The organism is Rhizobium sp. FKY42, from assembly GCF_005222835.1.
Lineage (GTDB): Bacteria > Pseudomonadota > Alphaproteobacteria > Rhizobiales > Rhizobiaceae > Neorhizobium.
In genome coordinates, this window is sequence record NZ_STGA01000062.1 from 122,862 (window position 1) to 144,363 (window position 21,502).

22 protein-coding genes and 1 riboswitch are annotated in these 21,502 nt (G+C 58.1%); of the genes, 10 read left to right on the forward strand and 12 right to left on the reverse strand.

Annotated features, from left to right (window positions below):
- Window positions 1-5: 5 nt before the first annotated feature.
- Both E8M78_RS20670 and E8M78_RS20675 read left to right on the forward strand, forming a co-directional pair.
- Window positions 6-668, forward strand: coding sequence for an LON peptidase substrate-binding domain-containing protein (locus E8M78_RS20670; protein ID WP_137136840.1), 663 nt, complete (start codon window positions 6-8; stop codon window positions 666-668).
- A 15-nt stretch (window positions 669-683) separates the two neighbouring features.
- The gene (locus tag E8M78_RS20675) at window positions 684-872 is read left to right on the forward strand and encodes a Trm112 family protein (protein WP_137136841.1); all 189 of its coding nucleotides are present in this window, start codon (window positions 684-686) and stop codon (window positions 870-872) included.
- A 15-nt stretch (window positions 873-887) separates the two neighbouring features.
- On the opposite strand, the gene E8M78_RS20680 is transcribed toward E8M78_RS20675, so the two are convergent.
- Window positions 888-2,102: a ubiquinone biosynthesis hydroxylase gene (locus tag E8M78_RS20680; protein ID WP_137136842.1), complete on the reverse strand. Its 1,215-nt coding sequence runs from the start codon at window positions 2,100-2,102 to the stop codon at window positions 888-890.
- 87 nt (window positions 2,103-2,189) lie between these two features.
- Between E8M78_RS20680 and tesB the strand changes: the two genes are divergently transcribed.
- The 6 genes from tesB to E8M78_RS20710 all read left to right on the forward strand — a co-directional run bounded on the left by tesB (window position 2,190) and on the right by E8M78_RS20710 (window position 9,822).
- The gene (tesB, locus tag E8M78_RS20685) at window positions 2,190-3,074 is read left to right on the forward strand and encodes an acyl-CoA thioesterase II (protein WP_137136843.1); all 885 of its coding nucleotides are present in this window, start codon (window positions 2,190-2,192) and stop codon (window positions 3,072-3,074) included.
- 212 nt (window positions 3,075-3,286) lie between these two features.
- Window positions 3,287-3,637, forward strand: a complete 351-nt coding sequence (locus E8M78_RS20690; RefSeq protein ID WP_062556182.1) for a P-II family nitrogen regulator — start codon at window positions 3,287-3,289, stop codon at window positions 3,635-3,637.
- A gap of 29 nt (window positions 3,638-3,666) precedes the next feature.
- Window positions 3,667-5,091: an ammonium transporter gene (locus tag E8M78_RS20695; protein WP_137136845.1), complete on the forward strand. Its 1,425-nt coding sequence runs from the start codon at window positions 3,667-3,669 to the stop codon at window positions 5,089-5,091.
- Window positions 5,092-5,357: 266 nt separating this feature from the next.
- Window positions 5,358-8,006: a DNA translocase FtsK gene (locus E8M78_RS20700; RefSeq protein ID WP_137136846.1), complete on the forward strand. Its 2,649-nt coding sequence runs from the start codon at window positions 5,358-5,360 to the stop codon at window positions 8,004-8,006.
- 158 nt (window positions 8,007-8,164) lie between these two features.
- On the forward strand, window positions 8,165-8,806 hold the full coding sequence (locus tag E8M78_RS20705; protein WP_137136847.1) for an outer membrane lipoprotein carrier protein LolA: 642 nt from the start codon (window positions 8,165-8,167) through the stop codon (window positions 8,804-8,806).
- Between the two features lie 215 nt (window positions 8,807-9,021).
- Window positions 9,022-9,822, forward strand: coding sequence for an exodeoxyribonuclease III (locus tag E8M78_RS20710; protein WP_137136848.1), 801 nt, complete (start codon window positions 9,022-9,024; stop codon window positions 9,820-9,822).
- Between the two features lie 21 nt (window positions 9,823-9,843).
- Here the strand turns inward: E8M78_RS20710 and E8M78_RS20715 are convergent, their stop codons facing one another.
- The 3 genes from E8M78_RS20715 to E8M78_RS20725 all read right to left on the reverse strand — a co-directional run bounded on the left by E8M78_RS20715 (window position 9,844) and on the right by E8M78_RS20725 (window position 11,440).
- Window positions 9,844-10,158 (reverse strand): hypothetical protein, encoded by a 315-nt coding sequence (locus E8M78_RS20715; RefSeq protein ID WP_137136849.1) that lies wholly within the window; start codon window positions 10,156-10,158, stop codon window positions 9,844-9,846.
- 130 nt (window positions 10,159-10,288) lie between these two features.
- A complete protein-coding gene (locus tag E8M78_RS20720) occupies window positions 10,289-10,744 on the reverse strand; it encodes a cyclic nucleotide-binding domain-containing protein (RefSeq protein ID WP_137136850.1) in 456 nt (151 codons plus the stop codon).
- A 12-nt stretch (window positions 10,745-10,756) separates the two neighbouring features.
- Window positions 10,757-11,440 carry a response regulator transcription factor gene (locus tag E8M78_RS20725; protein WP_062556175.1) on the reverse strand — a complete coding sequence of 228 codons (684 nt, stop codon included), beginning with the start codon at window positions 11,438-11,440 and terminating at the stop codon, window positions 10,757-10,759.
- A gap of 119 nt (window positions 11,441-11,559) precedes the next feature.
- Between E8M78_RS20725 and E8M78_RS20730 the strand changes: the two genes are divergently transcribed.
- Both E8M78_RS20730 and E8M78_RS20735 read left to right on the forward strand, forming a co-directional pair.
- On the forward strand, window positions 11,560-12,102 hold the full coding sequence (locus E8M78_RS20730; RefSeq protein WP_137136851.1) for a L,D-transpeptidase family protein: 543 nt from the start codon (window positions 11,560-11,562) through the stop codon (window positions 12,100-12,102).
- 100 nt (window positions 12,103-12,202) lie between these two features.
- Window positions 12,203-14,197 carry a PhoX family phosphatase gene (locus tag E8M78_RS20735; RefSeq protein WP_137136852.1) on the forward strand — a complete coding sequence of 665 codons (1,995 nt, stop codon included), beginning with the start codon at window positions 12,203-12,205 and terminating at the stop codon, window positions 14,195-14,197.
- A 103-nt stretch (window positions 14,198-14,300) separates the two neighbouring features.
- Here the strand turns inward: E8M78_RS20735 and E8M78_RS20740 are convergent, their stop codons facing one another.
- The 8 genes from E8M78_RS20740 to E8M78_RS20775 all read right to left on the reverse strand — a co-directional run bounded on the left by E8M78_RS20740 (window position 14,301) and on the right by E8M78_RS20775 (window position 21,381).
- On the reverse strand, window positions 14,301-15,134 hold the full coding sequence (locus tag E8M78_RS20740) for a DMT family transporter (RefSeq protein ID WP_137136853.1): 834 nt from the start codon (window positions 15,132-15,134) through the stop codon (window positions 14,301-14,303).
- A gap of 125 nt (window positions 15,135-15,259) precedes the next feature.
- The gene (locus E8M78_RS20745; protein ID WP_137136854.1) at window positions 15,260-16,036 is read right to left on the reverse strand and encodes a thiazole synthase; all 777 of its coding nucleotides are present in this window, start codon (window positions 16,034-16,036) and stop codon (window positions 15,260-15,262) included.
- 2 nt (window positions 16,037-16,038) lie between these two features.
- Entirely contained in the window at window positions 16,039-16,236 is a 198-nt protein-coding gene (gene thiS, locus E8M78_RS20750) for a sulfur carrier protein ThiS (protein ID WP_137136855.1), read from the reverse strand.
- A complete protein-coding gene (gene thiO / locus E8M78_RS20755; protein WP_137136856.1) occupies window positions 16,233-17,210 on the reverse strand; it encodes a glycine oxidase ThiO in 978 nt (325 codons plus the stop codon). Before thiO ends, thiS begins: the two co-directional genes overlap by 4 nt.
- A gap of 3 nt (window positions 17,211-17,213) precedes the next feature.
- Window positions 17,214-19,034 carry a phosphomethylpyrimidine synthase ThiC gene (gene thiC, locus E8M78_RS20760; RefSeq protein ID WP_137136857.1) on the reverse strand — a complete coding sequence of 607 codons (1,821 nt, stop codon included), beginning with the start codon at window positions 19,032-19,034 and terminating at the stop codon, window positions 17,214-17,216.
- An 89-nt stretch (window positions 19,035-19,123) separates the two neighbouring features.
- A riboswitch (TPP riboswitch) is annotated at window positions 19,124-19,253 on the reverse strand.
- A gap of 135 nt (window positions 19,254-19,388) precedes the next feature.
- On the reverse strand, window positions 19,389-20,465 hold the full coding sequence (locus tag E8M78_RS20765; protein ID WP_137136858.1) for an MBL fold metallo-hydrolase: 1,077 nt from the start codon (window positions 20,463-20,465) through the stop codon (window positions 19,389-19,391).
- A 16-nt stretch (window positions 20,466-20,481) separates the two neighbouring features.
- Window positions 20,482-20,838 (reverse strand): hypothetical protein, encoded by a 357-nt coding sequence (locus tag E8M78_RS20770; protein WP_137136859.1) that lies wholly within the window; start codon window positions 20,836-20,838, stop codon window positions 20,482-20,484.
- Window positions 20,839-21,381 (reverse strand): Panacea domain-containing protein, encoded by a 543-nt coding sequence (locus E8M78_RS20775; protein ID WP_137136860.1) that lies wholly within the window; start codon window positions 21,379-21,381, stop codon window positions 20,839-20,841.
- Window positions 21,382-21,502 lie beyond the last annotated feature (121 nt).

Here is a 21,502-nt window from a genome sequence, read left to right on the forward strand (position 1 = left end):
GGCTCATGCATGTCGGCAACGCCAGATACGTTAAACGCGAGGATCTGCCCGAGACCATTCCGGTCTTTCCGCTGACGGGCGCGCTTTTGCTCCCCGGCGGTCAATTGCCGCTCAACGTGTTCGAGCCGCGCTATCTCGCTATGTTCGATGCGGCACTGGCAGGTAGCCGCCTGATCGGCATGATCCAGCCGGTTCTCGGTGAAGGTGGCGAGGGCATTCGCCCGGCACTCAGCTCTGTCGGTTGCATCGGTCGCATTACGTCTTTTGCAGAGACTGGCGACGGGCGCTACATTACGTCGCTCAGTGGCGTGTGCCGTTTCCGGCTGATGGAGGAGGTTGGCGAAGGCCATCCTTATCGCACCGTACGCTTCATGCCGTTCATGAGCGACCTTTCCTCGGAAGAGGATGATTCCACCGTTGACCGCCAGGAGCTCCTGCGCGTTTTTCGGGCCTATCTCGATGCCAACAAGCTGGAAGCTGACTGGGACAGCGTGGAGCGCGCTGGTAACCGTACATTGGTCAATTCGCTCTCCATGATGTCGCCCTTCGGTCCTGCGGAAAAGCAGGCGCTTCTTGAAGCGCCCGACCTCAAGACGCGTGCAGACACCTTGATTGCCATTACCGAGATCTTTCTTGCCAGCGGCGGTTCCGAGACGACGCTGCAATAGCTGGTAGGTGGCACCATGGATGAGAAGCTGGCGAAAGTTGATCCGAAACTGCTGGACCTTCTGGTGTGTCCACTCGGCAAGACGCGGCTCGTCTATAATCGCGAGACCAATGAGCTGATTTCGGAGGCGGCCAAAGTGGCCTACCCCATCCGTGATGGAATTCCCATCATGCTGGTCTCCGAGGCGCGACGCCTCGAAGACTGAAGGCTGCTGGCGAAATCAGATTGTTTCGCCCATCAGCAGACGAGGGCTGTCCTTGGCCTTGGTGCCTGCGGCCTCGCCGATGAAGAAGGATTTCAGCTTGGGCAGGCGCTCCACGACCCCCAGACCGAAATCGCGGGCAATGCGGATCGGCGCGATATCGTTGGAAAAGAGGCGGTTCAGCACATCCGTCGTCACACCCATGCGGAAGGTGTCGAAGCGGCGCCAGGACTGGTAGCGCTCCAGGATGTTCAAGGCACCGATATCGAGGCCCAGCCGGTCCGCTTCCACGATGGTTTCGGCAAGGGCTGCCACATCCTTGAAACCGAGATTGAGACCCTGACCGGAGATCGGATGAATTCCATGCGCGGCATCTCCTGCGAGCGCCAATCTCGGGGCAACAAAGGCGCGTGACAGGGTGAGGCCCAGCGGGAAGGCCTTGCGGCCACCAATCACCGTCAGGGCTCCCAGCTTGTGGCCGAAGCGGCGCTGCAATTCTTCCTCGAAGATCAGCTCGTCAGAAGCAACGAGCCGGTCGGCATCGGCTGTCCGTTCGGTCCAGACCAATGAGGAGCGGTTGCCGGTCAATGGCAGAATGGCAAAGGGACCGGAGGGCAGGAAATGCTCCTCAGCGCAGCCATTATGAGGGCGTTCGTGCTCGACGGTCGTCACAATGCCGGACTGGCCGTAATCCCAGCGCACTGTCTTGATGCCGGCCATATCGCGCAGTTTCGAGCGAACGCCATCGCAGGCAACCACCAGCTTTGCCTCCAGCACTTCGCCGTTGGAGAGCGTCAGACTTGCTGCATGCGGCCCGGCAGAAAAACCGGTGGCCGATACGCCGTGACGGATGGCGATGCCCAGCCGCTCGCAGGCCCCGCGCAGCGCGCGCACCATTTCCACGTTCGGCACCATATGGGCGAAGGGACGGCCTTCTTCCACCTCGCCATCGAAGGTCAGAAACACCGGACGAACCGGATCGGAGGTGCGCGAATCGGTCACAATCATGCTGTTGATCGGTTGCGAATGGGGCAGGATCTCATCCCATACGCCCAAAACCTCCAGCATCCTTGTGGCGGCAGCAATGATGGCCGAGGCCCGTTCGTCCTTCTGCCAGACGCTTTCGGGCGCGGCCTCGATCACTTCGACGCTGAGATGCGGCGCTGCCTGTTTCGTGGCCACGGCGACGGAAAGGCCGACATATCCGCCGCCAACGATCAGCATATCCAGCATGGGTTCACTCCTGCTGCACTTGAGAATGGTCTGTTGGACATATAGATCATCGGATACGCGCTTCCTACCGCTGGAGACAGTTAAAAAATGCCGCAGGCCCACGAACACCAAACTCCCATCGAGCAATTGATCGAAACGCTGGATCTCGAAAGGCTCGAAGAGAATCTGTTTCGCGGCGAAAGCCCGCAGATTGGCTGGCAGCGTGTGTTTGGCGGACAGGTCATTGCGCAGGCCTTGATGGCAGCACAGCGGACCACGACGGCGGATCGCTTCGTCCATTCGCTGCATGGCTATTTTCTGCTGCCAGGTGATCCCAAAGTGCCGATCATCTATCAGGTGGAGCGCCTGCGCGATGGCGGAAGCTTCACCACGCGGCGCGTCACGGGCATCCAGCATGGTAAGGCGATATTTGCCATGTCTGCTTCCTTCCAGCTCGAGGAGCCCGGATACGAGCATCAGGCGACGATTCCGGACGTCAAGCGGCCTGAAGACCTGATGTCGGAAGACGAGTTCCAGAAGATGTTTCTGGCGCATGCGCCGGAACCGGTCAAAAAATACTGGGGCCGTAAACGTCCGGTCGAGATCCGTCCCGTCTCGCTGGTTCATTATGTTTCCAACGAAAAGCTGAAACCGGAGCAGCATATCTGGGTGCGCGCGACCGGCGAGGTGCCGGATGACCGGCATTATCAGGCGGCGGTTCTGGCCTATCTCTCAGACATGACGTTGCTGGATACCTCTCTGTACCCACACGGCACGACTATCTTCGATCCTTCCATTCAGGCGGCAAGCCTTGACCATGCCATGTGGTTTCATCGCCCTTCGAAGCTTGATGACTGGCTGCTCTATACCCAGGACAGTCCGAGTTCTTCTGGTGCGCGAGGCATGACCCGCGGGCAGCTTTTTACCCGGTCCGGCGAGTTGATTGCCTCTGTGGCACAGGAAGGTCTGATTCGGAAACGGGCAACTGAATAAAATTCATGCAAATTGAAATTTTTGCCTATTAAATGAGCGCCTATTTGGCGCTCATTTGCATTCTGCTGCCTCGAAAACGATCTTATCTTTATAATTCAATAACTTATTTATGTGGCGAGAATCTGGCACGGCCCTTGAATGTAATAGGTCAGTCGCGGCTCACGCTTCAGCCAGCGGCCAGGAGAATTCGGCTGCTCGCCGATTAACAGAGGATGGGAAACCACATGAAAATCGTGATGGCCATTATCAAGCCATTCAAGCTGGATGAGGTGCGCGAAGCGCTCACAGCTGTCGGCATCCAGGGCCTGACCGTAACCGAGGTGAAGGGTTACGGGCGCCAGAAGGGACATACCGAAATCTATCGTGGCACTGAGTACGCCGTCAGCTTCCTGCCGAAACTGAAAGTCGAGATCGCGGTCGCCTCCGATGTGGTTGACAAGGCGGTTGAGGCCATCGCGTCGGCCGCGAAGACGGGCCAGATCGGTGACGGCAAGATCTTTGTTTATTCGATCGAGCAGGCCGTGCGCATCCGTACCGGCGAAACCAATACAGAAGCGCTTTAAGCACGGCTGATCCAGGGGAGTTTTTCTACATGTCGTTCAACACGTTCCAAACCAAGCTCGTGCGCCTCGGGGCGGCGTCGGCTGCGTTTCTCGCGCCGGTTGTTGCCTTCGCACAGGATGCGGCACCGGCCGCAGCCGCTGCTGCGGCACCTGCCATGACGGTCAACAAGGGTGATACCACCTGGATGCTGGTTTCGGCCTTGCTGGTCCTGTTGATGATCGTGCCGGGTCTAGGCCTGTTTTATGGCGGTCTTGTTCGTGCAAAGAACATGCTGTCGGTTCTCATGCAGGTGACGACGATCACGGCCCTCGCCATGATCATCTGGGTCATCTACGGCTATTCGCTCGTCTTCACCAATGGTGGCGGCCTCAATTCCTTCGTCGGCGGCTTTTCGAAGATGTTCCTCAAGGGCGTTGATGTCACCACGATGGCTGAGAGCTTCACCAAGGGTGTGGCTATCCCTGAACTGGTGTTCGTCTGCTTCCAGATGACGTTTGCGGCCATCACGCCAGCTCTGATCGTCGGCGCCTTTGCCGAGCGTATTAAGTTCTCCGCCGTCATCCTGTTCACGGTTCTGTGGCTGACCTTCATCTACTTCCCGATTGCCCACATGGTGTGGTTCTGGGGTGGCCCGAGCGCCTATACCGATCCGACCGGCCTGATCTACGGTTTCGGCGCGATCGACTTCGCGGGCGGTACCGTCGTTCACATCAATGCCGGTATTGCAGGTCTGGTTGGCTGCATCATGGTCGGCAAGCGCATCGGCTACGGCAAGGATATGATGGCTCCTCATTCGATGACCATGACGCTGATCGGCGCCGGTCTTCTGTGGGTTGGCTGGTTCGGCTTCAATGCCGGTTCGAACCTCGAATCCAACGCCTATGCGGCGCTTGCCATGATCAATACCTTCGTCGCGACAGCGGCAGCTCTCCTCTCCTGGTCACTGGTTGAAGCCATGACCCGCGGCAAGGCCTCCATGCTGGGCGCTGTCTCCGGTGCGGTCGCCGGTCTCGTCGTCATCACGCCTGCTGCCGGTTTCGTTGGTCCGATGGGCGCGATCGTCATGGGTCTCGCCGTTTCGCCGATCTGCTACTTCTTCTGCTCCACGGTGAAGAACAAGTTCGGCTACGACGATACGGCTGACGTATTCGGTATCCACGGTGTCGGCGGCATCATCGGCGCGCTGCTCACCGGCGTCTTCGTCAACCCGGCTCTCGGCGGCGCAGGCATCGTGGATTACTCCACGGCTGATTTCGCAGCCACGTACGCAGGCACGGCAACGCAGGTGTTCGCCCAGTTGAAGGGTGTTCTCGTGACGCTTCTCTGGACCGGTATCGGTTCGGCGATTCTCTACAAGATCGTCGATGTGGTCATCGGTCTGCGCGTTCCCGTCGAAGCAGAGCGCGAAGGTCTCGACCTCGCTTCGCACGGCGAAGCTGCCTACCACTCCTGATCCTAGGGAAAAGGCAGATTTCCAAGAATTGTACCGGCAGCTTTGCTGCCTGTACTCCACCTCCTTCCATGGCGGTTTACCGCTCACCTTGCCCGGCTCTCAAAGGCCGGGCTTTTTTATTGGTGGTGAATGTTCGATGTCCATGTTTGGTTAAAGTCCCGTTAACCAAACGGGGCTACCCTTCCCACTCAGGGCCGCTTTGCGCGTGGATTCCGCCACGGGCCAGGTTTCCCACCCTCTTCAACGGGATGTTCGGGCAAGAAACGATGAGCAGAAGCAATTCAGCAGCAGTGGCGCATCATTCAACACGCCATGCGCTCGTCGCGTTTTTCGTAAGACAGATTCTGGCCCTTTGCGGTTTCGCAATTTTCATCCTGCTGGCGCTGGCGGTCGCAGCCATGGCGACCTGGAACGTAGCCGATCCCAGCTTCTCCTATGCAACGGACAATGTTCCGACCAATATTCTGGGTTTTCCCGGCGCTGCCTTTGCCGATTTGATGATGCAGTTTCTGGGCCTTGCAAGCCTTCTGGCCTTGATGCCCTTGCTGGCCTGGGCGCTTGCCCTGATTGTAGGTCGTCCCATTACGCGCATCCCGGCACGCCTCGCCGCCTGGGCCGTGGGCACGTTCATGGGTGCGGCAACGCTTGGATGCTTTCCAGCTCCGCTGACCTGGCCCATCCCTAATGGAATCGGTGGGGTGATCGGGGATATGATCCTGCGCTTTCCAGCACTTTTCGTCGGCACCTATCCGACAGGCATGGTCGCGATCGTCCTGGGCAGCGTTTTTATCCTTCCCACGGCAGGTTTTCTCGCCTTTGCTGCGGGGCTCATAGGCAATGAAGAGTTGCTTTTCGAAGAAGAAGATGAAGACGAAATGCCGGAAGAACCGCGCCGTCGCCTGCCGACAGCAGCGGACTTCGGCGATGAAGACGAAGGGTTTCGCTTTACCGATTTTGTCGCCTTCGGTGCTGTTGCTCATATGTGGTACACGACGCAGGCCCGCTTCCGTCGCCTTTTCGGCCTGAAGCCGAAATCGACATCCAATGCTTTCGAGGCTCCCTATGATTTCAACGAGGACGAGTTCGGCACGCTGAACGAGCCTGTTCGGCCAAAGGTCCGGGCAGGTGGGCGTATGGAGCCGTCGCTTGATAGTTCCATGTCCGGCGTCATGGCGGCCAGACGGCGTCTGTCTCCACCCTCGCTCGCTGCGGAGGATGACGAGGACATGGACGACGACATGCCAATGCGTCCGGCTGGTATCCTTTCCGATGATGAGGACGATACACCGCGCGGTCTTCGCGCATCCGCCCGTGTGACGCCCGCTGCACCCCAGCCCCGGCAGGCGAGCCGCAGCATGCGGGAAGGTCAACGCTCGTTCATCGATCCTGAAGGTTTCGAACTGCCATCCGTTCATCTGCTGGCGGAGCCGCGGCATGTGACTCGTGATGCCACGCTTTCTGCCGATGCACTGGAGCAGAATGCACGTATGCTGGAAGGTGTTCTGGAAGATTTCGGCGTCAAGGGCGAGATCATCCATGTGCGCCCCGGCCCTGTGGTTACGCTTTATGAGCTGGAGCCGGCACCCGGTATCAAGTCTTCCCGTGTCATCGGTCTGGCTGACGACATCGCCCGCTCCATGAGCGCGATTGCCGCACGCGTTGCCGTCGTTCCGGGCCGAAACGCCATCGGCATTGAGCTGCCGAACCAGACGCGTGAAACGGTTTTCCTGCGTGAACTGATCGGCAGCCAGGATTTCGACAGCAGCAAGGCGAAGCTCGCCATGGCGCTCGGCAAGACCATCGGCGGCGAGCCCGTCATCGCCGATCTCGCCAAGATGCCGCATTTGCTGGTCGCCGGTACAACGGGTTCCGGTAAATCCGTTGCCATCAACACCATGATCCTGTCGCTGCTCTATCGCCTCTCGCCGGAGAAGTGTCGCCTGATCATGATCGATCCCAAGATGCTGGAACTGTCGGTCTATGACGGTATTCCGCACCTGCTCTCGCCGGTCGTCACCGATCCGAAAAAAGCGGTCGTTGCGCTGAAATGGACCGTGCGCGAGATGGAAGAGCGCTACAAGAAGATGTCCAAGATCGGTGTTCGCAACATCGATGGCTTCAACAGCCGCGTGGAGCAGGCCATTGCCAAGGGCGAAGTGCTGACCCGTACGGTGCAGACCGGTTTCGATCGCCAGACGGGCGAGGCCATGTATGAGACGGAAGAATTCGACCTGAAGCCCATGCCGTATATCGTCGTCATTATCGACGAAATGGCCGATCTGATGATGGTGGCGGGCAAGGACATCGAAGGTGCAGTGCAGCGTCTGGCGCAGATGGCGCGTGCGGCGGGTATCCACGTCATCATGGCAACGCAGCGCCCGTCGGTCGATGTGATTACCGGCACGATCAAAGCCAACTTCCCGACACGTATTTCTTTTCAGGTCACGTCCAAGATCGACAGCCGCACAATTCTGGGCGAACAGGGTGCAGAACAACTGCTGGGCATGGGTGACATGCTCTACATGGCGGGCGGCGGGCGCATTCAGCGCGTTCATGGTCCCTTCGTTTCCGATACGGAAGTGGAAGAGATCGTGTCCTACCTCAAGACGCAGGGCGCGCCGCAATATCTCGATGCCATCACGGCGGATGATGACGAGGATGGTGAGGGTGGTGGTGGACCAGCCGGAACCGGCAATCTTTCGGATTCGGATGATCCATACGATCAGGCGGTCGCTATCGTGCTGCGTGATGGCAAGGCATCCACGTCCTATATCCAGCGCAGGCTAGGGATCGGCTATAACCGTGCCGCCTCGCTGATCGAGCGGATGGAAAACGAGGGCCTGATCGGCCCTGCCAATCATGCCGGCAAACGCGAGATTCTGGTGCCGACGGAAGCCGATATCATCGATCGCTAATCCTATATTGCGCCGGGAACCCGGATGAAGTTCAGCCGTTGCCGTGGCTCATGCACTCTGCTTCAAAGCTCAGGTCTGGCTCAAGCTTTGTTGGCTAGTGTGCGCCATAGAGACGCCGCCTTTTTCGGCGAAAAGACACGTGAAGGAGAATAAAAAATATGTCGACCCGTGTGTCCCCCACAGTTCTTGATCGTCGTAATCTCATCATCGGCCTTGGTTGTCTTGGGGTGACGGCGCTTGCTGGTTTGCCAGCCATGGCGCAGGATGCCGTAGGCGCCGCGACCGCGCAGAAGATTGCCGATCACTTCTCTTCCGTCAAAACCATGATGGGTGAATTCGTGCAGTTCGGTCCACGTGGAGAGCAGACTGGCGGCAAATTCTTCATTGAACGTCCCGGCAAGCTGCGCTTCAACTTCGAGGACCCATCGCCTATCCGGGTGATTTCGGATGGGGACAACGTTGTCATCGGGAATCTGAAGCTCAAGACCTGGGATATCTATCCGCTCTCCAAGACGCCGCTCAGCCTGCTTCTCGCCAACAGGATCGATCTGTCGAACCAGATGGTGCGCAACGTCAAGCAGGAGCCCGATCTCGTCACCATCGTGCTGGGCAACAAGACGGTGTTCGGCGATTCCACCATTACCATGATGTTCGACCCGAAGACCTTCGATCTGCGCCAGTGGACGATCACCGATGTGCAGGGCAAGGATACCTCGGTCATGATCTACAACGTCCAGAACGGCGTTCGCTTCGACGATAAGGTATTCGCCATCCCCTATAACGAGGTCCACAAGCTTTAAGGAATTCCCGCTGGCGGGCTGCAAATGGCAATTTCTGCGCTTCCATTGCTCACGTACATTTAAGTACGCTCCGCTCCGGTTCTCGAAATCACCATTTTCGCCACGCCATCGGAAATTCCGGCTCCCGTGGGCGGGCTGCAAATGGTGACCTTAGCGCCCTTGCTCTTGACCATCAAAACAGCCTAAACCTCGGCCAACAAGCCGAGGTTTTTTACATGCGCTTTTCCATCACCACCTGGAACATCAATTCGGTACGCCTGCGGCTGCCGATCGTCGAACAGTTCATCGTGCGGGAAAAGCCGGATATTCTCTGCCTGCAGGAAATCAAGTGCCGCGCGGAGGAGTTCCCGCTCGAGCCATTGCAGAAGATGGGTTACGAGCACATCATCCTGCATGGGCAGAAGGGCTATCACGGCGTCGCAATCCTCTCTAAAGTGCCACTGACGGAAGACCATCGGCAGGATTATTGCGGTGTGGGCGACGCCCGTCATATCTCGGCCATCTTCGAGCGCGGCTCGCGCCGGATCCGTATTCATAACTTTTACGTACCCGCGGGCGGCGACGAACCGGATCGGACCATCAACCCGAAATTCGGCCACAAGCTGGATTTCGTCGAGGAAATGAAGGCGCTGAAGGCGTCTACGCCGGGTGTTTCCTCCATCCTTGTTGGCGATCTCAACATTGCACCGCTGGAGCATGATGTCTGGTCGCACAAGCAGATGCTGAAAATCGTCAGCCACACGCCGGTCGAGACGGAAGGCCTGACGGAGGTGATGGAAAAGGGCGGCTGGCTGGATCTCATGCGTCAGCACGTTCCGGCATCCGAAAAGCTCTACACCTGGTGGAGCTACCGCGCCAAGGACTGGGAAGCCGCAGACCGTGGCCGCAGGCTGGACCATATCTGGTCCTCCCCCGATCTGGGACCTTTTCTTGAGAAGATCGAAGTGCTGAAAGAAGCCCGCGGCTGGGACCGTCCGTCAGACCATGTGCCGGTGACAGCAACGTTTCGGATATGACGACCATACAGGCTTCAGGATTCAGTGTCGAGTTTGCTCGTCCGATAGATCTTCACTGCTCAAGTTGAATTCGACCGGTTTAGACCTTTCCAGACGCGCCTTGAACTGTGCCCGTTCATCGATCAAACGAACCTGCTCGCGATCTGCTTTCCAAGCCCAGATCATCAAAGCCAATAGCAGCAGGCCGCCAACGCCAGCAAAGAGCCGACTTGCCCAGAATCCGACCGCGCCATATGGGCTTGGAAGCTCCTCCCAGCTAATATGATAGGCTAAGATTCCCGCAAGGGTTCCGAGAATGACTGCCGCTATACCGATTCTACCCCTTTTGTCCCGCATGACTACCTCCGGCTTAACTGCGGGCTAATACACATACAAAAATTGCAATGCTACGGCATCGGCTATTCTTGGTTAAGAAGATTTTAGGGTGAAATAGTGAAGCAGCAACTCCAAAGGAGCCGGTGACACCTCAAGCAAACCGCCCCGCCATGCGGGTGGCGGCCAGCGCCAGATCGACAATGTTCTGGCGAATGCGTGATTCCATCAGTCCCGCGACCTGCGGATATTCCTCCAGCAGGCGATGAAACAGGGTGCGGGGAATGCGAACAACTTCACCGTCGTCCGAAGCGATGGCGGTGAACTTGCGCTCCACCATGGTCACAAGCGCAAGTTCGGAGAGAAGCGTTCCGGGTCCGGCGCGATCCCGGAATTCAAGCTCGCCCGATCGGCTTTCGACGTAAAGGTCGAAATGGCCTCGTGAGACGACGAAGGCGCATTCCGCTGGTGAATGTTCGCGAAACAGCGCCTGCCCCTTCTGGATATTGCGGCGCTCGGCACCGAAGGCGATCAGCCGCAACTGGTCGCTATCCAGCCCCTGGAAAAGCGGAACCTGAGCCAGAAGCTGGATATCATCGCTGAGCGTCATTTCAATTCACCCTCACGGCACGATCTTGTAGCCGCCATTCTCGGTCACGAGAATCTCGGCATTGGAGGGATCCCGCTCGATTTTCTGGCGAAGACGATAAACGTGGGTTTCCAGCGTGTGCGTCGTGACGCCTGAATTATAGCCCCAGACCTCTTCGAGCAGGATGTCGCGCGTCACAACCTTCTGCCCTGCGCGGTAAAGGTAGCGGATGATCGCTGATTCCTTTTCCGTCAGGCGGATCTTCTTGCCGTCATCTGTCGTCAGAAGTTTCTGGCTCGGCTTGAACACGTAAGGGCCAACAGTGAAGGTGGCGTCTTCGCTCTGTTCATACTGGCGAAGCTGTGCCCGCATGCGAGCAAGAAGCACGGCAAAGCGGAAGGGCTTGGTGACATAGTCGTTTGCGCCCGCTTCCAGTCCCAGAATGGTGTCGGAATCCGTATCGTGGCCCGTCAGCATGATGATGGGCGCCTTGAAGCCACCTTTTCGCATCAGCTTCACGGCTTCGCGCCCGTCCATGTCCGGCAAGCCAACATCCATGATCAGGAGATCGACCTGAGCTGCCTTGGCCGTTGCCATGGCCTTTGTTGCCGTGGCTTCCTGCAGGAGGCTGAATTCCTCGTACAGTGAAAGTTGCTCGACCAGCGTTTCACGCAGATCATTGTCATCATCCACCAGCAGTACAGTCCGCGCTGCCATCGATATCTACGCCTTTCTTGAAGTTGATCGCCGAAAAGGTTCGGCAGGCTTCGATTCATCTTCCATCATGCTATGATTCCATTCGAAATCATATCCAAAGCAATTCTGTGTGAGACAAAATGGGTGGGGAAAAGGTCAATCGCAAGGCCACAATCATCACGGTACATCACAGCCCCGTCAGTCGCTCTCGTGCTGTGGTGTCGCTGGGTAATGTCAAGGTTGCAGCTGCCATTGGAAGGTCTGGCCGCACCAGCCGCAAGCGGGAAGGCGATGGAGCAACCCCGATCGCCGACATGAAGGTGCTCTACGGGTTCCTGCGCGGCGATCGCCTCAAGGGTGTCAAGACGCCTTTGCCGACCCGGCGCATCGCAGGAAACATGCTGTGGTGCGATGAGCCGGGCCATCCCAGCTACAACCGACTTGTCAGAGCGCCTTTCAAACCCAGTCACGAAGAGATGAGCCGCAAGGATGGGCTCTATGATATCTGTCTCGTGCTCGATTGGAACATAAGCTCGCGTGCCCGTTACCGCGGTTCAGCCATCTTCTTTCACCTCATCCGGCCGGGTTATGAGCCGACGGCTGGCTGCATTGCGGTGTCGCTGAAAGACATGCGGCGGATCCTGCCGTATATTCGCACAGGTACGCGGGTGCGGGTTTTCTAGGAGACTTCGAGGGAGGAGATCTGGGGAACTGTCGCATCCCTGAAACATGGCAGGCCTAGATTGGAACACCTTTAAAAGAGAGCAATCAGGAGACGGTTCGATGAACGAGCATGTGACGCATAATCCTTTCCCTACCTCGCTGTTGGAAGAGGCGGATGGCGAGGGCCACAACATCAGCGATAACGCCACGATGGGCGAAATCATTTCGAAGCGGTTCTCGCGCCGCAATTTCCTGCAAGGGTCTCTCGCGGTTTCCGCGATTGCGGCGACCGTCAGCCCTGTTGCGCTGATGAGCGCAGACGAGGCGCGTGCGGCGGGCAAGGCCGGTTCCGCTTTCAACTTCAACGAAATCGAAGCTGGCGTCGATGCCAAGCATCACGTGGCGGAAGGCTATAATGCAGATGTGCTGCTGCGCTGGGGCGATGCGGTTCTGCCGGGCGCGCCGAACTTCGATCCCCTGAAGCAGACGGCAGAGGCACAGGCCAAGCAGTTCGGCTACAACAATGATTACGTGGGCTTCATTCCGCTGGAAGGGTCTTCCACTCACGGCCTTCTGGTTGTGAACCATGAGTACACCAACCCGCATCTGATGTTCCCTGGCCTCGTCAAGATCGTCGATGGCAAGGTCAAGCAAAACAAGCTTTCCAAGGAGCAGGTGGATGTCGAAATGGCTGCCCATGGCGGCACCATTGTTGAAATCCGCAAGCAGAACGGCAAGTGGCAGGTGATTGCCGATGGCAAGATGAACCGCCGCATCACCTCCAACACCCCGATGCAGATCACCGGCCCTGCCGCTGGTCATGATCGCCTGAAGACTGCGGCCGATCCGACCGGCACCAAGGTGTTCGGCACACTGAACAACTGTGCGGGCGGGGTGACTCCGTGGGGCACCTACATCATGGCGGAAGAAAACTTCCACGGTTACTTCCAGGGCAAGCTGCCGGAAGGCCATGCCGAAGCGGCCAATTACAAGCGTTATGGTGTGCCGGAAGGCTCCTATGAGTGGGGCAATTTCTACGACCGCTTCGACCTTTCCAAGGAGCCGAACGAGCCGAACCGCTTCGGCTGGATTGTGGAAGTGGATGCCATGGATCCGACGTCTACGCCGAAGAAGCGCACGGCCCTTGGCCGCTTCAAGCATGAGGGTGCGGAAAGCATCGTGGCGAAGAATGGCAAGGTCGTCTTCTATCTCGGCGATGACGAGCGCTTCGACTATGTCTACAAGTTCGTGACTGACGGCACCTTCAACCCGAAGGATCGCAAGGCCAATATGGACCTGCTCGACAAGGGCACGCTTTATGTCGCCAAGTTTGGCGAAGACGGTTCCATGCAGTGGCTGCCCATGGTCCATGGTCAAGGGCCGCTAACGGAAGCAAACGGCTTCAAGAGCCAGGCCGATGTGCTGATCGAAACGCGCAAGGCAGGCGATCTTTTGGGTGCCACCAAGATGGACCGCCCGGAAGACATTCAGCCGAACGCTGTGAACGGCAAGGTCTACGTGATGTTGACCAACAACAGCAAGCGCAAGGCCGATCAGGTCAACGCCGCCAATCCGCGTGCGGAAAACGCCTTCGGTCACATCATCGAGATCACTGAAAACGATAGCGATTTCACCGCGACTGCCGGTAAGTGGGAAGTGCTGCTGAAGTGCGGCGATCCGTCCGTTGCGGCCGTTGGCGCCACATTCTCGACGGAAACGACGAAGAACGGCTGGTTCGGTATGCCGGATAACTGTGCAGTGGATAGCGCAGGTCGTCTGTGGGTGGCAACGGATGGCAACAGCCCGAAGGGCACCGGTCGTACCGATGGTCTCTGGGCGGTCGATACGGAAGGTGCGGCTCGCGCCACGTCCAAGCTGTTCTTCCGGGTGCCAGTTGGTGCAGAAATGTGTGGCCCACTGTTCACGCCGGACGATGAGACGGCCTTCGTTGCCGTTCAGCATCCGGCTGATGGCGGTGAGGATTGGGAAGGCCATGGCCGTCCGTCCTATTACGAGGATCTCTCCACCCGCTGGCCGGACTTCAAGCCGGATATGCCGACCCGTCCGGCTGTGGTCGCGATTACCAAGATCGGCGGCGGCAAGATTGCCGTATAGCATTTGAACTGAGGGGGCCTCGCGATCCTATCGCGGGGCCTTTTCCTGCCTGCTCTGCGCAATTCCGAACGCAAAACCGGTTCCCAATTTTGTTGGAATTGCTTTATCTTCCAATCGCAATCGCCCCCGCTGCCACAATCAGGCAGGCGAGAATGCGCTTGGGACTGAGTGTTTCCCCCAGGAACAACCGTCCGATGATCATTGCGAAGACGACGCTTGTCTCGCGGATGGCGGTGATCGGGCCTGCTGGTCCCATGGAATAGGCTATGATCACCACGCCATAGGCGATCAGCACGAAAACGCCCGCCAGCAGCGCCTTCTGGCATTCGCGCTCCCTGAGGTTCAGGGTGAACTTTCCGCGCATCAGCACGTAAGCGACAATCAGCAGTACGCCATAGGTGAACAGAACCCAGGCGGCATAGGCTTTCGGGTCATCGAAATGCTTCACTCCGGTGGAATCGACCGTCGCATAGGTCGCAATGATCAGGCCGGTCAAAAGCGCCCAGAGGATCGAGGACGTGGGCGCCCGGTTGCGCCCGATGGACAGGCTCATGATGCCGATGGCCACCAGCGACACGCCGATCAACTGGCTGAAGCTCAACATCTGGCCCGTTAGCAAAAAGGTGCCGAGTGAGACGAGCAGCGGCACCGAGCCGCGTACTATGGGGTAGACCTGTCCGAGATCCCCTAGCCGATAGGCGAAAACGAGGAATACACTATAGGCGACCTGCAACAGCGACGACGCCAGGATAAAGCCGAAGCCCATCAATGTGGGCAGGGGAAAATAGAAGAGAAGCAGTGGCAGCGTTGCTGCAATGCCGGTCACACCCATAACGGTGATGGACCAGAGGCGGTCGGCACCGGAGCGCAGAAAGGCGTTCCAGCTTGCATGCAAAATCGCTGCCGTCAGTGCCAGCGCAATCACGGCGGGGCTCATGTGGAAGCCACTGTCAAGAGGGTAGGGGAGAGGTAGGCGGGCATTGTGTGAACCAGTGATTTGTCGCAACACTGGGACCGCCCGCCATTTATGTCAATCATGTGACAGTGGCGTCACGCCCCGCTTCACGCAAAAACACCCTTGCCGATGACGGGCGTGGACGGAACGGCCATATCCCTTGGCTCCAGAAGGCCTGCATCATAGCCCAGCTTGCCTGCCTCGATTGCCAAGGCGAAGGCTCTTGCCATACTGGCCGGGTCGCCCGCGCCGGACACGGCGGTGTTCAAGAGCACCGCATCGTAGCCCAGTTCCATGACCGTCGTGGCATGGGAGGGGCGTCCCATGCCGGCATCGACGATCAACGGAATATCGGGAAACTCTGCCCGCATGGAACGCAGCGCCGGGATGTTCTGCGGACCCATGGCGCTGCCAATCGGCGCGCACCAAGGCATCAGTACCTTGCAGCCTGCCTGCAGCAGGCGCTCACCCACGACCAGATCGTCCGTCGTGTAGGGAAAGACCTCAAACCCTTCATCGCTCAGGATACGGGCAGCCTCTACCAGCTGGAAGACATCCGGCTGTAGCGTGTCCTGATGGCCGATCAGCTCCAGCTTGATCCAGTTGGTGCGGAAGAGATCGCGCGCCATTTTTGCCGTCAACACCGCTTCGGATACGGCATGGCATCCGGCGGTGTTGGGCAGAACATGCACACCCAGGTCTCGGATCATTTCGATGAAACCGCCGCCCGTGCGCCCACCGGCGGTTTCGCGCCGCAGCGAGACAGTCACGATCTCGGTTCCAGATTGCCTCACGGCGGCAGACAGGTCTAGCGGCGATGGATAGCGGGCGGTGCCGAGCAGCAGACGGGAGCGGACTGTCGTTCCATAGAGGCAGAATGCCATGGTCAGCCTCCCTGCCGGGGCGAGAGGATCTCTATCCGGTCATTCGGTTTTAGTTTCAACGTCCCCCGTTCTTCGCGGTGAACGAGTTCCTCATTGACAGCTGTTGCCAGCCATTCGCCTTCGTATTCCATTTCCTGCAGCAGATCAGCGAGCGTCTTGGCCCGAACACTGACATTTTCGCCGTTCACGATCACGTTCATGCCGCTCCCTTTCGTCTGCTTCGCTGGAGAAGATCCGCGGCCTCCTTCGCGAGTGCGGGTGCTGCCAGAAATCCATGGCGATAGAGCCCGGTAATGGCGATGCCGTCCCGTGTTTTCACAATACGCGGCGTGTTGTTGATGAAGGCCGGACGAACGCCTGCTCCCGTTTCCAGAATGCGGGCCTCGCCGAAGGCCGGGTGAAGCGCAAAGGCGATGTTGAGCAGTTCCATGATCGAGCGAGCGGAGGCCTCGCTCCCGTCATTGCTCTCGATCATGGTTGCGCCCAGCATGAAGCGCCCCTCGCCACGAGGGACGATGTAGATCGGGTGGCGTGGATGCAGGACACGCACGGTGCGGGTCAGCTGGATGTCGCGGGTCTCCAGCATCAGCATTTCCCCGCGCACACCGCGCAGGCCCTTTATCGTGCCAATGGCGGAGGGACCGGTGCAATCAACCACGCTGGAGAAGGTGCGCAGCGGCGTTGCCAGTCGTTGGCTAAAGGACATGGTGACACCGCAATTTTCCAGTTTTTCCTGAAGGCTGCGCAGTGCCTTCCGCGGGTCCAGATGCGCTTCGCCGGCGAAATAGAGCCCGCGCTGAAAACGCCCCGCCAGCGCAGGTTCCAGCGCGGCAACGCCGTTTTCATCCAGCCATTGATAGCCATTGGTCCGTTTGGCAAAGCGCTCCAGTTCCACGCGATCACGGTTTTGCGCAACCACCAGTGTCCCCTTGCGATGCACCAGTCCTGGCAGGGCTTGCTCCCACCAGTCGGCGGCGGAAAGGCCGAGTTCGAACACTGTCTCATTGGCCGATTCCCGCTCACACCAGGGTGCCAGCATGCCTCCGGCATAATAGGATGCGCCATGACCGCCCGAAGGGGCGGTATCATTCAGCGTCACGTTCAGGCCGCGGCGGCGCAATTCATAGGCGAGCACGAGGCCGGCAACACCGGCCCCTTTGATCAGAATGCTCATCGTTCAGGCCCGTCCATCTTCCGAAATCGGCATGTAAAGATCGCCGCCCTCGCGGAACTTTGCGGCCATGGCCTCCAGCCCTTCCTTCTGCGCCTCGGCGCGGATGTCATGCGATATGCGCATGGAGCAGAATTTCGGCCCGCACATGGAGCAGAAATGCGCGACCTTGTGCGCTTCTTTCGGGAGGGTCTCGTCGTGATAGGAGCGGGCAGTGTCCGGATCGAGCGCGAGGTTGAACTGATCCTCCCAGCGAAACTCGAAACGGGCGCGCGATAGCGCATCGTCGCGCACCTGTGCTGCCGGATGCCCCTTGGCGAGATCGGCCGCATGGGCTGCGATCTTGTAGGTGATGACCCCCACCTTCACATCGTCACGGTCAGGCAGACCAAGATGCTCCTTGGGTGTCACGTAGCAGAGCATGGCCGTGCCGTACCAGCCGATCATGGCCGCCCCGATGCCGGAGGTGATGTGGTCGTAACCGGGTGCGATGTCTGTCGTCAGCGGTCCGAGTGTATAGAACGGTGCCTCGCCACACACCTTCAACTGCTTGTCCATGTTCTCCTTGATCTTGTGCATGGGAACATGGCCCGGACCCTCGATCATCACCTGGCAATCCTTCGCCCAGGCAATCTTGGTCAGCTCGCCCAGCGTTTCCAGCTCGGCAAACTGCGCGGCGTCATTGGCATCGGCAATCGAGCCGGGGCGCAGGCCGTCCCCCAGTGAGAAGGACACATCGTAGGCGCGGCAGATGTCGCAGATTTCTTCGAAATGCTCGTAAAGGAAGCTCTCCTTGTGGTGGTGCAGGCACCACTTGGCCATGATCGAGCCGCCGCGCGACACGATACCCGTCACACGATTGACCGTCAGCGGAATGTAGTGAAGGCGCACACCTGCATGGATGGTAAAGTAATCGACGCCCTGTTCCGCCTGTTCGATCAGCGTGTCGCGGAACACCTCCCAGGTCAGATCCTCGGCAATGCCACCGACCTTCTCCAGCGCCTGATAGAGCGGCACGGTGCCAATCGGCACCGGCGAATTGCGGATGATCCAGTCGCGGATATTGTGAATGTTGCGCCCGGTGGAAAGGTCCATCACCGTATCGGCTCCCCAGCGGATCGCCCAGACCATCTTTTCCACTTCCTCCGCCATGGAGGAGGTGACGGCAGAATTTCCGATATTGGCGTTGATCTTGACCAGGAAGTTTCGGCCAATCGCCATCGGCTCCAGTTCCGGGTGGTTGATGTTGGCGGGGATGATGGCGCGACCAAGTGCCACTTCCTGCCGCACGAATTCCGGCGTCACATAGTCCGGAATGGCAGCGCCAAAGCTCTCGCCATCTCTCGCCAGCTTTTCCTTGATGGCTCTGCGCCCAAGATTCTCGCGGATCGCCACGAACTCCATTTCCGGCGTGATGATCCCTGCCCGCGCATAGGCAAGCTGGGTCACGGCTTTGCCTTCAATGGCACGTCGCGGCTTCGGCTGAATGGGGAAGGCGGGCGTCAGGCGCTCGCCGCTGGCATAACCGTTATCCTCCGGCTTCACATCGCGGCCCATGTAAGCTTCCGTGTCGCCGCGCGCTGCAACCCAGGTCTCGCGCAGGGGGGCTAAGCCCTTCTCGATCTCGATCGCAACCGCCGGATCGGTATAGGGACCGGATGAATCATAGACCGTGACAGGCGGTTCGCCGGAGGTCGGATGCAGGGCGATCTGGCGCAGCGGAACCCGGATCTCCGGGTGCAGTTCGCCGCTGACATGAATCTTGGTGGATGCAGGAAGCGGACCCGTCGTCACATCAAGTCGCGGGAAGTTCTGGGCAATGTTCATCGTGGAACTCCAAGGTTTGAGTTTGGAGATCCAGTCAAGTCAGCCGGAAAGATGGATAGACGCCGAGACAAGGCTTATCGCCTTGTACAATTCGCGCGCTCGCACCGTCCCTACGCCAGTATGAACTGGATCAGGTTCAACGGGTCACCGCGCTGCTTGGCCTTTAAGCACAAGCCCAGCGGAATCTCAGCCCCTTGCGGGACACCCCTGGTGAATGCGCGCGATTCTGGAGCGAACTGTCTGATGTGTCAACGTCACATCTTGTGCGTTTGCAAAATTTTCTGCTCAGCTAAAGATTGAGATATTCGAATTTTCTATCAGATTACGGTCCGTGTCCGGGTTTCTGTCCGGTCTTCAGGCTTCAGGCACGTCAAAGGCTTCTCCTGGCCGAAGCGGACGGAACCTCTCAGGCTTGACTTGTGCTGCCTGAAGCGCATTGCGCAGCGCTGCCAGCGGTTCTTCTATGCCCTCATCGGTCAGCTTCACCGTGCCCCAGTGGTGGCCAATGGCGTAGGATGCCTTGGCAAGCTGCATTCCGGCCACGGCTTCCTCCGGGTTCTGGTGTTGCGCTTGCATGAACCAGCGCGGTTCATAGGCACCGATCGGCAGAATGGCCAGACGGAAGGAGCCATGCTTTTCCTGTGCCGCCTTATAGTTGATGCCCTGATGGAAGCCCGTGTCACCAATGTGATAGATCTTGCCGGCCAGTGTCTCGATCACGAAAGCGCCCCATAGAGCCATGCTGCGGTCGCCAAGCCCACGGGCCGACCAGTGGTGGCACGGCTCGCAATGGATGGTCACGTTTTTGCCGACATAATCCTTCGAGTCCCAATCCATGACGGTGATGCGCGGATCATCCAGTTCCGGTCCGAAGACTTTGTCGTTGCCAAGCGGCGTAATGTAGCGTGGACGATGGGCTGCGTGAATGCGCTTCAGCGTTTCGATGTCCAGATGGTCATAGTGGTTGTGGGTAATGATCACGAGATCGATAGCCGGCAAATCTTCCAGCCGGATGCCGGGTTCGTTAACGCGTCTCGGTCCAGCAAAGGAAACGGGACTGGTGCGGTCCGACCAGACGGGGTCGGTCAGGATGTTCAGGCCCGCAACCTGGATCAGCATGGAAGCATGCCCGACCATGGTCACCACCATGCGGTTTCCAGTAACACGCTTTTCAGGCTTTGCGCCTGCAAACGGGCTGGGATAGGCCTCAGGCCAGTCAATGCTCTTGCTGTTAAACCGCCATTTCAGCAGATTGCCCAAGCCCTTCGGTGCCTCGCCACCCGGATTGAAGAAACGCGTTCCATCGAAATGATCGGACACCGGCCCCGCATAATACTTATTGGCTGCCATGGCTCTCCCTGCCGCAAGCCCGCCTCCGAGAAGAGCAAGACCGCCGATTGCTGACCATTTCAAGAAGTTGCGTCGTTTCATCGCTCAATCCAAGGTACTAATATTGATCGAGCCGGTTCATGATGAAATCTTTCACTTCATCGGTAAGGGCACCACATTGCGTGATGGATATTTTTAAAGCCTGAACATGTGTTGGAGTGAGGCGACCAAGCACTTCTGCTTGGTTGACTTCGAATGCCATGTCCTTGATCAGCTGTTGTAATTCAATATAGCTATCATGTTCGAGGAAGGGCGCCCCCTCAGCTCTCAAGATCATGTGCGGAGGGAATAGCGGTTTTGAGTTTATACGGAAAAACATATTCGCTTGGGGGCAAATACATATGTGCCGCTTGAATTTCGGCGGCTTAGTCTTGCGATCCCAAACGCGAATGACATGGCCAACCAGCAACGCCATTTAGAAGACTGCCGAACGGGCTGTTTCCTCGATCATTTCCGCCTTATCAGCACGCAAAGGATCATCATCGGTCAAGAAGTCCCGGTAATCCATCTGTAAACCTGCGGCTTTCACGTATGCCGGATCATCATGAGTTTCCTCATAGATGTCATCGAAGCGACGCCCATCGACATGTTCCACGCCAAACTTCAGGGCTTCTCGGTCTGTTTCGGAGAGACGTCTAAGATTGGGCTCCCGTTCGCCATAAACTCTGTGCGCATCGTCGATCATCAAAGGAAGATTGCCGTTGCTATCCAGAGCAATCATCTCAATCGGATCGCGTTTCAGAAGGTTATAAATGACCTGCGGAAGGGGCCCGAATGGGGCGGCACTATAAAGGTCTCCGCAAATCGGGCGACCATAGTTTTGCAAGTGATACTTATCGGCAAAAAATGCAGCCTTAACGATGTGATACACGTCGAATCCAGGCCTTGCCGTCACAATCCAAAGGATTGCTTCGAGTGCTTTTTGCGCGTTAGGTATATATCTCGGAATGTAGGACATATGTCCAATCTATCGCGAAAGATGATTAATTTCAAGTATTTAGTTAACTCATTGAATTGGTTCTGCTTTGCTCTCGGCTTTCCAGGTTTTGCCATAATCCCTGCAAGCCTTGACTTTGCGG